The organism is Cypionkella sp. PAMC25878 (genome assembly GCF_058135695.1).
This window is the reverse complement of sequence record NZ_CM176871.1, coordinates 3,376,993-3,393,712: the sequence shown is the minus strand read 5'-3', so window position 1 is coordinate 3,393,712 and position 16,720 is coordinate 3,376,993. Positions and strand designations below refer to the sequence as shown.

Here is a 16,720-nt window from a genome sequence, read left to right as displayed (position 1 = left end):
AAAGATGGCTGCTCAAAATTTTGACGTGATCGTGGTCGGCGCAGGTCCGGGGGGCTATGTTGCCGCCATCAGGGCCAGCCAGCTTGGCCTGAAAGTGGCGATTGTCGAGCGTGAAAACCTCGGCGGCATCTGCCTGAACTGGGGCTGTATCCCGACCAAGGCGCTGCTGCGCTCGGCCGAGGTGTTCCATCTGATGCACCGCGCCAAGGAATTTGGCCTGTCGGTGACCGGGCTGGATTTTGATCTGAACGCCGTCGTCGCCCGCTCGCGTGGGGTCGCCAAACAGCTGTCCGGCGGCATCGGCCATCTGATGAAGAAAAACAAAGTCACCGTGTTCATGGGCGCCGCCACCCTGCCGAAAGCCGGGACGGTATCGGTGAAAACCGACAAGGGCGTTGATGAACTGACCGCCAAGTCGATTATCCTCGCCACCGGAGCCCGTGCGCGTGAATTGCCGGGGTTGGAGGCGGACGGCGATCTGGTCTGGACCTACCGCCACGCCTTGCAGCCCAAACGGATGCCGAAAAAGCTGCTGGTGATCGGCTCGGGTGCCATCGGCATCGAATTCGCCAGCTTCTTCAACACCTTGGGCGCGGATACCACCGTCGTCGAAGTCATGGACCGCGTTTTGCCTGTCGAGGATGCCGAAGTCAGCGCCTTCGCGAAAAAAGCCTTCGTAAAACAGGGCATGAAGATTCTAGAAAAAACCACGGTGAAGAAACTGGATCGCTCACTAGGCAAAGTGGTGGCGCATCTCGAAGACGCCAAAGGCACTACGACGCAGGAGTTCGACACCGTCATCTCCGCTGTCGGCATCATCGGCAATATCGAAAACCTTGGGCTTGAAACCTTGGGAGCCAAAATCGACCGCACCCATGTCGTCACCGATGAATTCTGCCGCACCGGCGTAGCTGGCCTTTACGCCATCGGCGACATCGCAGGCGCGCCTTGGCTTGCGCATAAAGCCAGCCATGAAGGCGTGATGGTGGCCGAACTGATCGCGGGCAAACATCCGCATCCGATCAAGCCGAACTCCATCGCCGGTTGCACCTATTGCTACCCGCAAGTGGCGAGCGTCGGCCTGACCGAAGCCAAAGCCAAAGAAGCTGGCTATGATATAAAAGTCGGCCGCTTCCCTTTCATCGGCAACGGCAAAGCGATTGCTTTGGGTGAGGCCGAGGGTTTCATCAAAACCATTTTCGACGCCAAAACCGGCGAGATGCTGGGCGCCCATATGATCGGTGCCGAAGTGACCGAGCTGATCCAGGGCTATGTGGTGGCACGCGGGCTGGAAAGCACCGAGGAAGACCTGATGAACACCGTCTTCCCGCATCCCACTCTGTCGGAAATGATGCACGAATCCGTATTGGACGCTTACGGCCGCGCCCTGCATATGTGATGCGCGCCGCCTTGCGACAAAAGGTGCTGGCGGTTTGTGATGCTAAAATTGCGCAGAAGGGCGACGGCGTTGGGCTGTCGTTCTACGCGTTCTTTGCCAATAAAAACCACGATCCCGCAGCCTTGATGGAGGCCGCAACCTGGTGGATTGAGACCCATAAGCTGGACCATTTTGTTAAAGCCAGCCGGATCAAGGCGATGATTCTGGCGGGGCTGTAAAATCTTGCCGGAAGGATGATCGATGCGCAGCGTTTTAACCGTCCTAGCGCTTTGGGCGGCGGGCCTCGGGGCGGCTGCGCAGTTCGGTAAAATATCCGTTCTGTATCAAACGCTTCAAACCACCTACGCCAGCCATGCAGGTTTCGGCATCGGGTTGATGGTGTCCATCGTCGGCATCGTCGGACTGATCTTTGGCACCACGGCGGGGCTTTTGGTGGCCAAAATCGGCCCCCGTCGCGCCATCCTCTCCGCCTTGGCTTTGGGCGCTGCGGTCAGCCTGATCCAATCCAGCTTCCCGTCCTATCCGCTGATGATGCTGACCCGCGTGCTGGAGGGCGTATCGCATTTGACCATCGTGGTCGTCGGCCCCACCGCGATTGCAGGCGTGACTTCAGCGCGGCATCAGGGCTTGGCGATGACATTGTGGTCGTCGTTTTTTGGCGTCACCTATGCGGCGCTGGCCTTTTTCGCGCCCGGTTTGATAGCGCTTCACGGCCCCGGCGCGCTGTTTCAACTGCATGGGCTATGGATGCTGCTGTGCTTCGCGGTGCTGTTTGTGTTGCTGCCGACGGATCCTGAGCATCATCCTGTGGCGGGGCAGGGCAATTTACTGGCGCAGCATTTGGCGATCTACGCCTCACCCTACATCGCAGCCCCAGCAATGGGTTTCGTTTTCTATACAGTGACTTACGTCGCGGTGCTGACCCTGCTGCCCGCCGCCGTGACCCCCGGCTGGGGACCGTTCATCGGTGTCTTCATGCCCTTGGTGTCAATCACCGTCTCGCTGACCCTCGGCGTCTGGCTGCTGTCCAAAATCGCGGCCTTCCGCCTTGTGCAAGCAGGTTTTGCGGTGGCCATGCTCGCCAGCCTCGGCCTTTGGGCAACATGGGGGCAGGGCGCGCCAGAGGCCGCGTTTGCGCTGCTGATGGCCGCCGCCTTGGGCGTGGTGCAGGGTGCGAGTTTCGCCAGCCTTGCGCAGATCAACCCCTCGGCTGAGGATCGCGCACGGGGTGCTGGGGCGATTGCGCAACTGGGCAATCTCGGCACCACCACTGGCACGCCCTTGCTGGCGCTGATCATGGTGCAGGCCGGGGCCACCGGGTTCGCGCTGTTCCTGATCGGATTTTCGGCTTCGGGCATCGCGATCCATGCGTGGCAGGCCCGTCGCAGGCAGCGTCAGCCGCGTTAACCCTAGAAAATATGCTGCACCCCGTCGATTGTTCACACTTCGTTCACATTTTGCAGTTGGAGACTCACCACATTCACCCTATCTATACGGCGTCGAATGGGGTGGGTCATGGCCGAACATAAGTTCATCGAAGTGCGCGGCGCGCGCGAGCATAACCTAAAAAACGTCGACGTGGACATTCCGCGCGACCAGTTCGTGGTGATCACCGGGCTGTCGGGCTCGGGTAAATCCAGCCTCGCGTTTGATACGATCTATGCCGAAGGCCAACGCCGCTATGTCGAAAGCCTGTCGGCTTATGCGCGGCAATTCCTTGATATGGCTGGAAAACCTGATGTGGATCATATCAGCGGCCTGAGCCCTGCGATTTCGATTGAACAGAAAACCACCTCAAAAAATCCGCGCTCGACCGTTGGCACTGTGACCGAGATTTACGATTATCTCCGCCTGTTGTTCGCCCGCGTCGGCACCCCGTTCAGCCCCGCCACGGGTCTGCCGATCACCGCGATGCAGGTGCAGGATATGGTCGATGCGGTGATGGCGATGCCCGAGGGCAGCCGCGCGTATCTGCTGGCCCCGATCATCCGCGACCGTAAGGGCGAATATAAGAAAGAATTTATCGACCTGCGCAAACAGGGTTTCCAGCGCATTAAGGTAAATGGCGAGTTTTTCGAGCTGGAGGAGCCTCCGGTTCTGGACAAGAAATTCCGCCACAATATCGACGTGGTGGTCGACCGCATCGTCGTGCGTGAAGGCTTGGAAACCCGCCTTGCCGACAGTTTTCGCACTGCTTTGAACCTTGCCGATGGCATCGCGGTGATTGAAACCGCCCCTGCCGAGGGCGAAGGCGATCCGCAACGCATCACCTATTCCGAAAAATTCGCCTGCCCCGTTTCTGGCTTCACCATTGCCGAAATTGAGCCGCGCCTATTCTCGTTCAACGCCCCCTACGGCGCTTGCCCGGTCTGCGATGGCCTTGGCATGGAGCTGTTTTTCGACGAACGCCTCGTCGTGCCGGATCAATCGTTAACCCTGCTCGGTGGGGCAATCGCGCCGTGGTCAAAGTCAAAAAGCCCCTATTTCACCCAGACCATCGAGGCGATCTCAAAGCACTATGTCTTTGATAAGAAAACCAAATGGAAGGATCTGCCCGAAAACGTCAAACAGGTGTTCCTGCGCGGCTCGGGCGGTGAGGAAATCTCGTTCCGCTATGATGAAGGTGGCCGCGTTTACCAAGTTTCTCGGGTGTTTGAAGGCGTCATCCCCAATATGGAACGCCGCTATCGTGAAACCGACAGCTCGTGGAGCCGTGAGGAAATGGAGCGGTTTCAGAACAATCGCCCCTGCGGCGCTTGTGGCGGCTATCGTCTGAAACCCGAGGCGCTGGCGGTGAAAATCGGCGGCTTGCATGCGGGGCAGGTGGTGCAAATGTCGATCTCGGAAGCACATGATTGGATCAGCGCCGCCCCTGAACATCTGACCAAGCAAAAGAACGAAATCGCCAAGGCGATCCTGAAGGAAATCCGTGAGCGTCTGGGGTTCTTGGTGAATGTCGGCCTGAACTACCTCACACTTTCGCGCAACGCAGGCACGCTTTCGGGCGGTGAAAGCCAGCGTATTCGCTTGGCCAGCCAGATCGGCTCCGGCCTGACCGGCGTGCTCTATGTGCTGGATGAACCCAGCATTGGCCTGCACCAGCGCGACAACGACCGCTTGCTGACCACGCTGAAAAACCTGCGCGATGCGGGCAATACGGTGTTGGTGGTGGAACATGATGAAGACGCCATCCGTGAGGCGGATTACGTTTTCGACATGGGGCCTGGTGCTGGTGTGCATGGCGGTTTCGTGGTGTCGCATGGCACTCCGGCGCAGGTGGCTGCCGACCCTAACAGCCTGACCGGACAGTATCTTTCCGGCGCGCGTGAGGTCAGGGTGCCGAAGGTCCGTCGCAAGGGCAGTGGCAAGAAGCTGACCGTGGTGGGAGCCACCGGCAACAACCTGAAAAACGTCACCGCCGAATTTCCGCTGGGGATGTTCGTTTGCGTCACCGGGGTTTCTGGCGGCGGCAAGTCCACTTTAACCATCGAAACCCTGTTCAAAACCGCCGCCACCCGCCTCAATGGCGCGCACGAAACACCGGCACCCTGTGAGACGATCAAGGGCTTTGAGCATCTCGACAAGGTGATCGACATTGACCAACGCGCGATTGGCCGCACGCCGCGCTCGAACCCGGCGACCTACACTGGCGCGTTCACTCCGATCCGCGATTGGTTTGCTGGCCTGCCCGAAGCCAAAGCCCGCGGCTATCTGCCGGGGCGGTTCAGCTTTAACGTCAAGGGCGGGCGCTGTGAGGCTTGTCAGGGCGACGGCGTTTTGAAGATTGAGATGAACTTCCTGCCGGATGTTTATGTCACCTGTGAGACCTGCAAGGGCCATCGCTATAACCGCGAGACTTTGGAAGTTAAGTTCAAAAACAAGAGCATCGCCGATGTTCTTGATATGACATGTGAAGATGCGCAGGTGTTCTTCCAAGCCGTGCCGAGCATTCGTGAGAAGATGGATGCGCTGTGTCAGGTTGGCCTTGGCTATATCAAGGTCGGCCAGCAGGCGACGACTTTGTCAGGCGGCGAAGCGCAACGGGTCAAGCTTTCCAAGGAGCTTTCCCGCCGCGCCACCGGACGCACTTTGTATATACTCGATGAGCCTACCACCGGATTGCACTTTGAAGACGTGCGCAAGCTGTTGGAAGTGCTGCATGAATTGGTCGATCAGGGCAACACCGTGGTGGTGATTGAACACAACCTTGATGTGGTGAAAACCGCTGACTGGGTGATCGACATTGGCCCCGAAGGCGGTGATGGCGGTGGTCAGATCGTTGCGGTTGGCACGCCGGAAACCATCGCCAAGGCGGGCCACAGCCACACCGGGCATTACCTGAAAGACCTGCTTACTCCGCGCCGGGCAGCGGCGGAGTAAGCACGCCTGCGCGTCAATTATTGGTCAGAATGTCCAAAATCGTCAGGACCGCTCGGGTCTCCGGGTCAATCCGCATCAGCCGATCTTCGTAGCGGCAGTAGGTACCAGCGGGCAGCGACCGATAGCGTGTGTATGGCACGACCGTACAATCGTCGCGCACCACGTCGCCGAGGCGGTAGTAGATGACATGGCCTTCATGGTCGTCATCGTCAACATGTCCGTGTTTCTTCGCTTGGCCGGGTGGGATGCAAGCCGGTGACTTCTTTGCCAAACCCGGAGGGCAAAACTGCGTCGCGTGATGCGCTTTTGGCTTTTTACCATGGCCCTTGTCGCCGTGGCCTTTCGAGTCAGCCAAGGCAGAGCCCGCCGACAAGGCTAAAACGGTGAGGGGAATGCAGAGGGCTTTGATCATGTTCATGGTGAGATCCTGACGACAGATTGGCACTGCAACCTTAACGCCAATCCAGGGTTTCCGTTCCGACAAAATCAGCCCGTCAGCGATTTGGCGCGCATCAGAGATCGGGTATTGGTGTCATAATACGCCCGAAGGCCGATTTCATTTTCGCCAAAAATCAGGGCAATTCACCAGCGTTACCCGAAACATTTTCAAAATTTCCCGAAAGGTCCATTTCAGATTAACACGATTGTGTGAAACCCTGATCAGGAGCACCCTGCGCCTGCGACAATCCGGCGCAAGACCGGGCCCGCGACCGAAAGCCAACAGCCATTCGGTAAACCAACACAGGCCCAAAACGGGCAACACGGTTTTCGCAAGTTATGCTGGGCGCTTTGGCGTCGATAAAAGCGTATCTGCGCTATAGGATAGGGACAGCACGATGCAACTCACCAACCCGTCACCCTCGCTCCATAACGAGGATCTGGCGCCCGCGACTGAGCGAAAATGGGGCGCGTTTTCGATTTTCAACGTCTGGACCTCGGACGTTCACAGCCTTTGGGGCTATTATCTGGCCGCCAGCCTGTTTTTGCTCTGCGGCAGCTTCGTTAACTTCGTCATCGCGATTGGTGCGGGGTCTTTGGTGATCTTCGTGCTGATGAGCATGGTCGGCAACGCAGGCGTCCGTACAGGCGTGCCGTTCCCAGTGCTGGCGCGGGCCTCGTTTGGCACCTTTGGCGCCAATGCCCCGGCCTTGGTCCGGGCGATCGTCGCCTGCTTTTGGTATGGTGCGCAGACCTCGGCAGCATCAGGGGCCATCGTGGCTTTGCTGATCCGCAGCCCCGGCATGTTGGAGTTTCACACCAATTCCCACCTGCTCGGCCACTCGACGCTTGAGGTGATCTGCTTCTTCGTCGTCTGGTGCCTGCAGCTGCTGATCATCCAAAGCGGCATGGAAACCGTGCGCAAGTTCCAGGATTGGGCAGGCCCGGCGGTCTGGATCGCCATGCTGTTGCTCGCCGTCTATCTGGTGGTGAAAGCCGGCACATTCTCATTCGGTGCCGAAATCCCGCAAGATGTTCTGTTGAAAGCCACCGCTGATGCAGGTGTCCCCGGTGTTCCCGGCTCTACCGCAGCCCTTGCCGCCGTAGCTGCGACATGGATCACCTATTTCGCAGCGCTTTACCTCAACTTCTGCGACTTCTCGCGCTATGCCACATCCGAGGCCGCCCTGCGCAAAGGCAACCTCTGGGGCCTGCCGATCAACCTGCTGGCGTTCTGCTTGGTCGCAGGCATCACCACCACGGCCGCTTTCACCGTCTATGGTGAGGTTCTGCTGCACCCCGAGCAAATCAGCGCCAAATTCGACAGCTGGTTCCTCGCAGCCCTCGCAGCCCTGACCTTTGCCGTCGCCACCCTGGGCATCAACGTGGTGGCAAACTTTGTCTCTCCGGCCTTCGACTTTGCCAACGTGTTCCCGCGTCACATCAGCTTCAAACGCGGCGGCTATATCGCTGCGGCTATCGCGCTGATCCTGTATCCTTGGGCACCGTGGGAGACGGGTGCCGCGCATTTCGTCAACTTCATCGGCTCCACCATGGGCCCGATTTTCGGCATCATGATGGTGGATTACTACCTGATCCGCCAAGGCAAGATCGACGTCAACGCGCTCTATCAAGAAAACGGCGAGTTCCGCTTTGAAGGCGGCTGGCACGTCAAAGCCTTCGTCGCACTGGCGATTGGCATGGTGTTCTCGTCGATCCTGCCGACCTTCACCACGATCCTGCCCGCTTGGTGGGGCACCTATGGCTGGTTCTTCGGCGTCGGCATCGGCGGTGGGGTGTATTTCCTGCTGCGGATGGGCGCGAAGTAAGCCCTGACAGCAAAGCAAAAGGGCGGGAGTTCATCCCGCCCTTTTTCAACCCTAAACTTCAGGTCTTCAGACCCAACAATGTATAAAGCGGGCAAGTGCGCAGTAGCGCCGTCCCGATGGCCACCAGCCCGATCAGCTTGGCGTAATGCCAAAACCCCGTGCCCTGATCCATGAAAAACCACAGCAGCAAAGCGACACCCACCACCACGCGCAGAATGCGGTCCAGATTTCCAACATTGGTTTTCAACATGATGCTTCCTCCCAGACACCGCCGCCAGCACGGCGGCTTTGTCCGGAAGGTAACCCATATCCGCCACATCGACTTTGATCTGACCCCAGATTTCCGGGGTCAGATCAGGCGTTTTATTCCATCTGCTTGAAGTTGAACTCGCCACCTTCTTTGATCCCCGACGGCCAGCGCGCGGTGATCGTCTTGGTGCGGGTGTAGAACCGGAAGCTGTCCGGCCCGTGCTGGTTCAAATCGCCAAACGAGGATTTCTTCCAGCCGCCAAAGGTGTGATACGCCAGCGGCACCGGGATCGGCACGTTGATCCCGATCATCCCCACGTTGATCCTTGCGGCAAAGTCGCGCGCGGTGTCGCCATCGCGGGTATAGATCGCGGTGCCGTTGCCATATTCATGGTCCATCGCCATGCCGAGCGCTTCTTCATAGGTCTTGGCGCGCACCACCGACAGCACTGGCCCGAAGATCTCCTTACGGTAAATCTCCATATCGGTGGTCACATTGTCGAACAGATGCGGGCCGACGAAGAAGCCATCTTCATAGCCTTGCAGTTTGAAATCGCGGCCATCGACGACCAGATTGGCCCCCTGCGCCACACCGGATTCGATCAGCTTCAGAATGTTGGCCTTGGCAGCCCCCGTCACCACCGGGCCGTAGTCAACATCATTGCCCGCCGTGTAAGGCCCGACCTTCAGCTTTTCGATCCGCGGAATAAGCCGCTCAATCAACGCATCCGCCGTAGCTTTGCCAACAGGCACCGCCACCGAGATCGCCATGCAGCGCTCGCCAGCAGCCCCATAGCCCGCGCCGACCAAAGCATCCGCCGCCTGATCCAAGTCAGCATCCGGCATGATGATCATGTGGTTTTTCGCACCACCAAAGCACTGCACCCGCTTGCCGTTCGCCGTGCCGCGCGCATAGATATATTGCGCAATCGGAGTCGAGCCGACAAAGCCCACACCGGAAATTGCCTCGTTATCAAGGATCGCATCGACCGATTCCTTGTCGCCGTTGATCACCTGCATCACGCCATCAGGCAGGCCCGCTTCTTTCATCAATGCCGCCAACATCAAAGGCACCGTCGGCGCGCGCTCGGACGGCTTCAGGATGAACGCGTTGCCGCAAGCCAGCGCCGGACCCATTTTCCACATCGGGATCATCGCCGGGAAGTTGAACGGAGTGATCCCCGCCGCCACGCCAATCGGCTGGCGCATCGAATACATGTCAATGCCGGGGCCAGCCGAGTCAGTAAACTCGCCCTTCAGCAGATGCGGTGCACCAATGCAGAACTCGATAACTTCCAGCCCGCGCTGAATGTCGCCCTTGGCATCAGGGATGGTCTTGCCATGCTCTGACGAAAGCGCCTCGGCCAGCTTGTCCATATCGCGGTTCAAAAGGCCCACCATCGCCATCATCACCCGTGCGCGGCGCTGCGGGTTGGTGGCGCCCCATTTCACCTGAGCCTTCGCGGCATCAGCGGTGGCGGCGTCCAACTCGGCCTTGGAGGCCAAAGCCACCCGCGCCTGCACTTCGCCCGTCGCCGGGTTGAACACGTCGGCAAACTTGCCCGAGGTGCCCGCAACCAGCTTGCCGTTGATCCAGTGACCGATCTCTTTCATCATTTCTCTCCCATGAGTTGCCGCAACAATAGCCTTGCGAAATTGCGGAAGGTAGAGGCAAGGTTTCAAATGTGTTTTGCAAAATTGCAAAGGTGACAAGATGGATTGGGATGACCTGCGGGTATTTCTGGCGGTGGCGCGCTCTGAGAGCCTGTCCGGGGCAGGGCGGCGATTGAAAATAGACCCCGCCACCGTGGGCCGCCGCATCGCGCGGCTGGAAGACGCCGTAGGCTCCCGCTTGTTCGCCAAAACCCCGCAGGGCTACAGCCTGACCGAAGAAGGTACCCGCCTGCTTACCCATGCGATTCGCACCGAGGCGGCGGTTGATGGCGCCTCCGAAGCCCTGAGCGGTCCCGAAGGCCTTACCGGCCAAATCCGCATCGGTGCCCCCGACGGTTGCGCCAACTACCTGCTGCCGCAAGTCATCGCCCGCATCTGCGACGCCAATCCGGGGCTAGAGGTGCAAATCGTTGCCCTGCCGCGCGTGTTCAACCTCTCGAAACGCGAGGCTGATATGGCCATCGCGGTATCCCGCCCCGAGGCTGGTCGGCTCACAGTGCAAAAGCTTACCGATTATCACCTGCACCTCGCCGCCTCCCGCGACTACCTCAACGCCCATCCGCCAATACTCACGCCGCAAGACCTGAAAGCCCACCGACTTGTCGGCTATATCCCCGATATGATCTTCGACAAGGAACTCGACTACCTTACCGAAATTGGCGCTTCCGCCCCGCCTTTGGCTTCAAACTCCGTCTCAGTGCAGTTGAACTTCCTGCGTCACGGCGCGGGCATTGGCGTGGTGCATGACTTTGCCTTGCCCGCTGCGCCCGAACTGGCCCGTATTATCCCCGAGCAAATCCACCTGACCCGCGCCTTCTGGCTGATCCGCCACGCCGATGATGGCCGTGTGGAACGCCTCAACCGCTTCGCCGCACAACTCATGCTTGAGGTAAAGAAAGAAATGCAAAGACTTGAAGCAATTCCTTGACAGAATCTTACGCTGCCCTGACGCTACTCCTGACAGATAGGGAGGAATCTTCATGCTTGTCAGCCAAATCCTGAAATCGAAATCCGATGACGGGGTCGTCACTCTGCCACCCGGCACTATCATCAGCCGCGTCGCCGAAGTGCTGTCCGCCCGTCGCATCGGGGCGGTGGTGATCTCGCCCGATGGCAAAAAACTCGCTGGAATCGTCTCGGAACGTGACATCGTCCGCGAAATCGGCCGTCGTGGCGCGTCCTGCCTGAATGAAAATGTTGACACCATCATGACCGCAAAGGTCGTCGCCTGCGCGCGCGCCGACAATGCCAATGACGTGCTGCAAAAGATGACCGATGGTCGCTTCCGCCATATTCCGGTGCTGGAGGGGGATGAGTTGATCGGCCTGATCTCCATCGGCGACGTGGTGAAGGCGCGGCTGTCCGAGTTGCATATGGAGAATGACGCGCTGGAAGGCATGATCAAGGGGTTCTAGGCGGCGATTAATCCGCTTGCATCCGGACGCGCAATATTGTTGCGTGTCCGGGACTTACGCGAGGAGCCTCCCATGCGCATCGGCCTCTATCCCGGCACTTTTGACCCCATCACTCTGGGGCATGTCGATATCATCCAGCGCGCGATGGCACTGGTGGATCGCTTGGTGATTGGCGTCGCCATCAACCGCGACAAAGGCCCGGCCTTCACCTTGGAAGAACGCGTGGCGATGGTCGAAGCCGAATGTGCCGGCATCCTTGCCAAAACCGGTGGCGAGATCATCGTGCATCCGTTTGAAAACCTGCTCATTGACTGCGCCCGCGATGTCGGCGCTTCGGTGATCGTGCGTGGCCTGCGGGCTGTGGCGGATTTTGAATATGAATTCCAAATGGTTGGCATGAACCGCGCGATGGATGCCTCAGTTGAAACCGTATTTCTGATGGCCGATGCGCGCCGCCAAGCGATTGCCTCAAAACTGGTGAAAGAGATCGCCCGTCTTGGCGGTGATATCTCCAAATTCGTCACCCCCCCGGTGGCCGATGCCTTGGCGCGGCGCTATCCGCAAGCAAAGAAATAACTGTTGGAATGTTTGTTCCACAGCGCTACCCTGCGATCAATCACCCGAAACTTCGCAGAATGATCGCAGACATATGACCGCCTTGGATTCCGACGACCTGACCGCGCCCGCCACGATCGAGGAATTCCGCGAGCGTTTGGCCGCGATCACCGAAGGCCTGCCGCGCCGCCTGCGGCAATGTGCCGATCATATCGCCGCCAACATCGACCGGATTGCGGTGTCCACCGTGGCCGAACTCGCCGCCGGGGCCGATGTGCCGCCCTCGGCATTGATGCGATTTTGCCAAATCCTCGGCTATTCCGGCTTTTCTGAAATGCAAAAGCTGTTCCGCGACGCCTATTCGCCCGGTTTTCCCGATTACTCCACCCGGTTGCAAAATCTGAAAGATGGCGGCACGGGCACCCCTTCAGCGCTGCTGGGCGAGTTCATCGAAGCCGGGCGGCTGTCGCTGGAGGCCTTGGCGAAATCCGCCGATGAGGCCGCTTTGGCGCAGGCCGTTCATCTGCTCGCCGCCGCCGATACCATACATGTCATTGGTTTAAGGCGCGCCTTTCCAGTCGCCGCCTATCTCGCCTATGTGTTTGATAAGATGGCGGTTCCGGCGATGTTGCACGAAGGCACCGGCAAACTGGATCACCGCCACGCCCTGCGGCCCGGCGATGCCGTTCTGGCGATCACCTTCGCGCCCTATTCCGAAGAAACCATCGCCTTGGCCCAAGACGCGCGCGCGCGTGGCTTGCCCGTCGTGGCGCTGACCGACCGTATCACCAGCCCGCTGGCCCGCACCTCGGACGCGATTTTGACCGTGCCTGAGGTTGATTTTGGGGCATTCCGCTCGCTTTCCGCCACTCTCGCGCTGGCGATTGCGCTGGCAGTGGCGGTTGGCTCGGCGCGCGGTTAGATCGGCAAAGAAAACGCTTTTGCTTTGCGCGGAAATGGAATAAATTTTCCAAAACGCTAAGGCGACTGAGTCTCGCTGCAGCGCCTGTCCCCGGAGGAGCCTGCGATGAAAACGCTCGATACCATCACCATTGGCCGATCCTCGGTCGATCTTTACGGCGCGCAGATCGGTGGGCGGCTGGAGGACATGGCGAGTTTTCAGAAGTATATCGGCGGCTCGCCGACCAATATCGCCGCAGGCACCGCGCGTTTGGGTCTGAAATCGGCGCTGATCACCCGCGTCGGCGATGAACATATGGGCCGCTTCATCCGCGAAGAACTGGCGCGCGAAGGCGTCGATGTGCGCGGCGTGAAAACTGACCCCGAACGGCTGACCGCCTTGGTGATCCTTGGCATCCGTGATGAAACCCAGTTTCCGCTGATTTTCTACCGTGAAAACTGTGCTGATATGGCGCTTTGCGAAGGCGATATCGACGAGAGTTTCATCGCCGAAACCCGTTCGATCATCGTTACCGGCACGCATCTGTCGCACAGCAACACCGAAGCCGCCGTGCTGAAAGCTTTGAAGCTCGCGCGCAAACACGGCGCAAAAACCGCTTTAGACATCGACTATCGACCGAATCTCTGGGGTCTGGCGGGCCATGGCGATGGCGAATCGCGCTTCATTGAATCCGCTGCTGTTACCGCTAAGCTTCAAGCATCTTTACATTATTTCGATCTGATCGTCGGCACCGAAGAAGAATTCCACATCGCGGGTGGCTCGACCAATACCATCGAAGCCCTGCGCGCCGTCCGTAAAGTCTCCAACGCCACCTTGGTCTGCAAACGCGGGGCCGCCGGGGCTGCCGCCTTCGAAGGCGAAATCCGCGACAGCCTCGATCAAGGCCAAACCGGCCCCGGCTTTCCCATCGAAGTGTTCAACGTCTTGGGCGCAGGCGACGGTTTCATGTCTGGCCTCACCAAAGGCTGGCTTGACGGCGAATCTTGGCCAGTCGCGCTGAAATACGCCAATGCCTGCGGCGCTTTCGCGGTGTCGCGCCACGGCTGCACCCCCGCCTATCCTAGCTTGGAAGAGTTGAATTTCTTCCTCGAACGTGGCGTAAAAACCCCGGCCCTGCGCAAAGATGCCGAGTTAGAACAAATCCACTGGTCCACCAACCGCCGCAAACAATGGTCGGAAGTGCGCGCCTTCGCCTATGACCATCGCTCGCAGCTGGAAGAAATCCCCGGTGCCAATCCAGAAAACATTGGCCGTTTCAAAGAGTTGTGTCTGGAAGCTACACTGGCCGTCAGCCAAGGCCGCGAAGGTTATGGCCTGCTCTGCGACAATCGCCTTGGCAAATCCGCTTTGCACAAAGCCTCGGGCCAAGGCCTGTGGATCGGTCGCCCCGTTGAGTGGCCCGGCTCGCGCCCACTGACGCTAGAGCCTGAAATTGGCCCCGATTTCGGCGGCCTGTCGGAATGGGCGCTCGAGGATGTGGTCAAGGTGCTGTGCTTCTGCCACTCCGATGACAGCGCCGAAATGCAAGCCGAACAGGAAGCTGTGATCACCCGGCTGTTCCACGCCTGCCGCCGTAACCGTTTGGAAATGCTGCTTGAAATCATCCCGTCGAAAGTCGGCCCCGTGGATGACCAAACCAACGCCAAGCTGATCAGCCGCTTCTACGATATCGGCATCTACCCCGATTGGTGGAAGCTGGAGCCGATGCAAACGCGCGAAGCTTGGGCCGCCACCTGCGACGCCATCACCAGCCGCGACGCGCATACCCAAGGCATCGTGATCCTTGGTTTGGGTCAATCCGAGGCCGAACTGGCGTCTTCCTTCAAACTCGCCGCCGATTTCCCGCTGGTCAAAGGCTTTGCCGTCGGCCGCACCATTCACGCCGATGTTGGCCGCCAATGGATCGCGGGCAAGATTGACGACGCCAGTGCCGTGGCCATCATGGCCGAAAACTTCCGCCGCCTCTGCGGCATCTGGGACGCCGCCCGAACTGGGGCCCGCGCAGGAGTAAAGCCATGAACACCATCCGTTTGACCGCCGCCCAAGCCATGGTGCGCTGGCTTTCCGTGCAGATGACCGAGGACGGCGCGCGTTTTATCGAAGGCATTTGGGCGATTTTCGGCCATGGCAACGTGGCCGGTATCGGCGAAGCGCTGCACGGGGCGAAGGATGTATTCCCGACTTGGCGCGGCCATAACGAACAAACCATGGCCCATGCCGCCATCGCTTTTGCCAAGGCACACAAACGCTGCCGCGCGATGGCGGTGACCACCTCGATTGGGCCGGGGGCGCTGAACGTGGTGACCGCCGCCGGGGTGGCCTTCGCCAACCGCTTGCCATTGCTGATCATTCCCGGCGATGTCTTCGCCAACCGCGCGCCGGATCCGGTGTTGCAGCAGCTCGAAGATTTCAACGACGGTACCATTACTGCCAATGATTGCTTCCGCCCGGTCACCCGTTATTTTGATCGGATTTCCCGCCCCGAGCATATTCTCACCGCTCTGCCGCGCGCCTTCCGGGTGATGACCGATCCCGCCGATTGCGGCCCGGTGTGCCTCGCGTTCTGCCAAGATGTGCAAGCCGAAGCCTTTGATTACCCTGAAAGTTTCTTCATCCCGAAGATCTGGAAAATCCGTCGCCCCGAGGCCGATGCTGATGAATTGGCCGCAGCCATTGCCGCAGTCAAAGCCGCGAAAAATCCGGTGATCGTGGCAGGTGGTGGCGTGATCTATTCTGGGGCCGAGGCGGAATTGGCTGCCTTCGCCAGCGCGCATAATATCCCGGTGGTCGAGACTCAGGCTGGCAAATCCAGCCTTGATTTCGACCATGGTTTGAACTTTGGCCCGGTCGGCGTGACCGGATCGGCCTCTGCCAACACAATCTGCGAAAACGCTGATCTGGTCATTGGCCTTGGCACGCGGTTTCAGGATTTCACCACCGGGTCATGGTCGCTGTTCAAGAACCCGAACCGCCGTATTCTATCGATCAATGTGGCGGCGTATGATTCCTACAAACACGGCGCAATTAACTTAACATCAGATGCGAAGATCGCCTTGCAAGCCATTGGAAAAGCTTTGGGAAGTCAGAAATGGCCCAGCATTCCGGGTCTGCAAGCCGATTGGGCCGCTGCCACCGCTGCCGTCAAAGCCGCGCCCACCAGCAACGCTTTGCCGACCGATATGCAGGTGATCGGCGCGGTGCAGCGCACGGCCTCCAAGGCCACCGTGGTAATGTCCGCCGCTGGCACCATGCCGGGCGAGTTGCACAAGATATGGGATGCTCCGACAGGCGGATACCATATGGAGTATGGTTTCTCCTGCATGGGCTATGAGATTGCAGGCGCTATGGGTATCAAAATGGCCCGTCCGACAGCTGACGTGATCTGTATGCTCGGCGATGGCAGCTATATGATGGCGAACTCAGAACTCGCCACCGCCGTGATGATGGGCGTGGCGTTCACCGTGGTGATCACCGATAACCGCGGCTATGGCTGCATCAACCGGCTGCAAAAAGGCACCGGCGGGGCAGGGTTCAACAACCTTCTTGACGAATCCTACCACGTTAACCCGTCCCATATCGACTTCACCGCCCATGCGGCCTCAATGGGGGCAAATGCGGTGAAAGTCGCCACCGTGGCCGAACTAGAGGCTGCCCTGACCGCCGCCAAGGGCGCAAAAATTCCCCAAGTGATCGTGATTGACACCGATCCCTGGCCCGGCACCGAGGCGGGTGGCACATGGTGGGATGTCGGCGTGCCGCAGGTCTCGCCGCGTGCAGAGGTCAATCACGCCCGCGCCAATTATGAAGAAAAACAAAAAAATCAGCGGCTTGTCGACTGACCTTCACGTTATCGTTAAAA

14 protein-coding genes are annotated in these 16,720 nt (G+C 59.2%); 11 read left to right on the top strand and 3 right to left on the bottom strand.

All coding sequences use genetic code 11. The features are described from left to right. Window positions 1-4 precede the first annotated feature (4 nt). The 4 genes from lpdA (at window position 5) to uvrA (ending at window position 5,779) form a co-directional block, all read left to right on the top strand. Window positions 5-1,399, top strand: a complete 1,395-nt coding sequence (lpdA, locus tag ACS5RD_RS16600; protein ID WP_489928317.1) for a dihydrolipoyl dehydrogenase — start codon at window positions 5-7, stop codon at window positions 1,397-1,399. Next, window positions 1,399-1,617 carry a DUF6500 family protein gene (locus ACS5RD_RS16595; RefSeq protein WP_054009070.1) on the top strand — a complete coding sequence of 73 codons (219 nt, stop codon included), beginning with the start codon at window positions 1,399-1,401 and terminating at the stop codon, window positions 1,615-1,617. Before lpdA ends, ACS5RD_RS16595 begins: the two co-directional genes overlap by 1 nt. A 22-nt stretch (window positions 1,618-1,639) precedes the next feature. Further along, complete coding sequence (locus ACS5RD_RS16590; protein WP_489928316.1) at window positions 1,640-2,806, top strand: MFS transporter; 1,167 nt, start codon at window positions 1,640-1,642, stop codon at window positions 2,804-2,806. Window positions 2,807-2,914: 108 nt separating this feature from the next. Next, window positions 2,915-5,779, top strand: coding sequence for an excinuclease ABC subunit UvrA (uvrA, locus tag ACS5RD_RS16585; protein WP_489928315.1), 2,865 nt, complete (start codon window positions 2,915-2,917; stop codon window positions 5,777-5,779). A gap of 13 nt (window positions 5,780-5,792) precedes the next feature. On the opposite strand, the gene ACS5RD_RS16580 is transcribed toward uvrA, so the two are convergent. Then, a complete protein-coding gene (locus ACS5RD_RS16580; protein WP_489928314.1) occupies window positions 5,793-6,197 on the bottom strand; it encodes a hypothetical protein in 405 nt (134 codons plus the stop codon). Window positions 6,198-6,615: 418 nt separating this feature from the next. On the opposite strand from ACS5RD_RS16580, the gene ACS5RD_RS16575 reads away from it, so the two are divergent. Beyond that, window positions 6,616-8,046 (top strand): NCS1 family nucleobase:cation symporter-1, encoded by a 1,431-nt coding sequence (locus ACS5RD_RS16575; protein WP_054009073.1) that lies wholly within the window; start codon window positions 6,616-6,618, stop codon window positions 8,044-8,046. Window positions 8,047-8,104: 58 nt separating this feature from the next. Here ACS5RD_RS16575 and ACS5RD_RS16570 read toward each other — a convergent pair whose 3' ends face one another. Together ACS5RD_RS16570 and ACS5RD_RS16565 are read right to left on the bottom strand one after the other, a co-directional pair. Further along, window positions 8,105-8,296: a YgaP family membrane protein gene (locus ACS5RD_RS16570; protein WP_054009074.1), complete on the bottom strand. Its 192-nt coding sequence runs from the start codon at window positions 8,294-8,296 to the stop codon at window positions 8,105-8,107. A 113-nt stretch (window positions 8,297-8,409) separates the two neighbouring features. Continuing rightward, entirely contained in the window at window positions 8,410-9,909 is a 1,500-nt protein-coding gene (locus ACS5RD_RS16565) for a CoA-acylating methylmalonate-semialdehyde dehydrogenase (RefSeq protein WP_489928313.1), read from the bottom strand. A gap of 100 nt (window positions 9,910-10,009) precedes the next feature. Here ACS5RD_RS16565 and ACS5RD_RS16560 point away from each other — a divergent pair, with 100 nt between their 5' ends. The 6 genes from ACS5RD_RS16560 (at window position 10,010) to iolD (ending at window position 16,700) form a co-directional block, all read left to right on the top strand. Then, window positions 10,010-10,897 carry a LysR family transcriptional regulator gene (locus tag ACS5RD_RS16560; protein WP_489928312.1) on the top strand — a complete coding sequence of 296 codons (888 nt, stop codon included), beginning with the start codon at window positions 10,010-10,012 and terminating at the stop codon, window positions 10,895-10,897. 52 nt (window positions 10,898-10,949) lie between these two features. Further along, window positions 10,950-11,384: a CBS domain-containing protein gene (locus ACS5RD_RS16555; RefSeq protein ID WP_054009076.1), complete on the top strand. Its 435-nt coding sequence runs from the start codon at window positions 10,950-10,952 to the stop codon at window positions 11,382-11,384. Window positions 11,385-11,456: 72 nt separating this feature from the next. Further along, complete coding sequence (gene coaD, locus ACS5RD_RS16550; protein WP_054009077.1) at window positions 11,457-11,960, top strand: pantetheine-phosphate adenylyltransferase; 504 nt, start codon at window positions 11,457-11,459, stop codon at window positions 11,958-11,960. A 73-nt stretch (window positions 11,961-12,033) separates the two neighbouring features. Continuing rightward, window positions 12,034-12,861 (top strand): MurR/RpiR family transcriptional regulator, encoded by an 828-nt coding sequence (locus tag ACS5RD_RS16545; RefSeq protein WP_489928311.1) that lies wholly within the window; start codon window positions 12,034-12,036, stop codon window positions 12,859-12,861. Between the two features lie 105 nt (window positions 12,862-12,966). Beyond that, window positions 12,967-14,880, top strand: a complete 1,914-nt coding sequence (locus ACS5RD_RS16540; protein WP_489928310.1) for a bifunctional 5-dehydro-2-deoxygluconokinase/5-dehydro-2-deoxyphosphogluconate aldolase — start codon at window positions 12,967-12,969, stop codon at window positions 14,878-14,880. Then, window positions 14,877-16,700 (top strand): 3D-(3,5/4)-trihydroxycyclohexane-1,2-dione acylhydrolase (decyclizing), encoded by a 1,824-nt coding sequence (iolD, locus tag ACS5RD_RS16535; protein ID WP_489928309.1) that lies wholly within the window; start codon window positions 14,877-14,879, stop codon window positions 16,698-16,700. The genes ACS5RD_RS16540 and iolD overlap by 4 nt, the downstream gene beginning before the upstream one ends. Window positions 16,701-16,720: the final 20 nt, after the last annotated feature.

What these genes read in the sequence shown, in the direction of transcription:
- lpdA (WP_489928317.1), top strand. Translation starts at nt 5, where the DNA reads ATGGCTGCTCAAAATTTTGACGTGATCGTGGTCGGCGCAGGTCCGGGG.
- ACS5RD_RS16595 (WP_054009070.1), top strand. Translation starts at nt 1,399, where the DNA reads ATGCGCGCCGCCTTGCGACAAAAGGTGCTGGCGGTTTGTGATGCTAAA.
- ACS5RD_RS16590 (WP_489928316.1), top strand. Translation starts at nt 1,640, where the DNA reads ATGCGCAGCGTTTTAACCGTCCTAGCGCTTTGGGCGGCGGGCCTCGGG.
- uvrA (WP_489928315.1), top strand. Translation starts at nt 2,915, where the DNA reads ATGGCCGAACATAAGTTCATCGAAGTGCGCGGCGCGCGCGAGCATAAC.
- ACS5RD_RS16580 (WP_489928314.1), bottom strand. Translation starts at nt 6,197, where the DNA reads ATGAACATGATCAAAGCCCTCTGCATTCCCCTCACCGTTTTAGCCTTG.
- ACS5RD_RS16575 (WP_054009073.1), top strand. Translation starts at nt 6,616, where the DNA reads ATGCAACTCACCAACCCGTCACCCTCGCTCCATAACGAGGATCTGGCG.
- ACS5RD_RS16570 (WP_054009074.1), bottom strand. Translation starts at nt 8,296, where the DNA reads ATGTTGAAAACCAATGTTGGAAATCTGGACCGCATTCTGCGCGTGGTG.
- ACS5RD_RS16565 (WP_489928313.1), bottom strand. Translation starts at nt 9,909, where the DNA reads ATGAAAGAGATCGGTCACTGGATCAACGGCAAGCTGGTTGCGGGCACC.
- ACS5RD_RS16560 (WP_489928312.1), top strand. Translation starts at nt 10,010, where the DNA reads ATGGATTGGGATGACCTGCGGGTATTTCTGGCGGTGGCGCGCTCTGAG.
- ACS5RD_RS16555 (WP_054009076.1), top strand. Translation starts at nt 10,950, where the DNA reads ATGCTTGTCAGCCAAATCCTGAAATCGAAATCCGATGACGGGGTCGTC.
- coaD (WP_054009077.1), top strand. Translation starts at nt 11,457, where the DNA reads ATGCGCATCGGCCTCTATCCCGGCACTTTTGACCCCATCACTCTGGGG.
- ACS5RD_RS16545 (WP_489928311.1), top strand. Translation starts at nt 12,034, where the DNA reads ATGACCGCCTTGGATTCCGACGACCTGACCGCGCCCGCCACGATCGAG.
- ACS5RD_RS16540 (WP_489928310.1), top strand. Translation starts at nt 12,967, where the DNA reads ATGAAAACGCTCGATACCATCACCATTGGCCGATCCTCGGTCGATCTT.
- iolD (WP_489928309.1), top strand. Translation starts at nt 14,877, where the DNA reads ATGAACACCATCCGTTTGACCGCCGCCCAAGCCATGGTGCGCTGGCTT.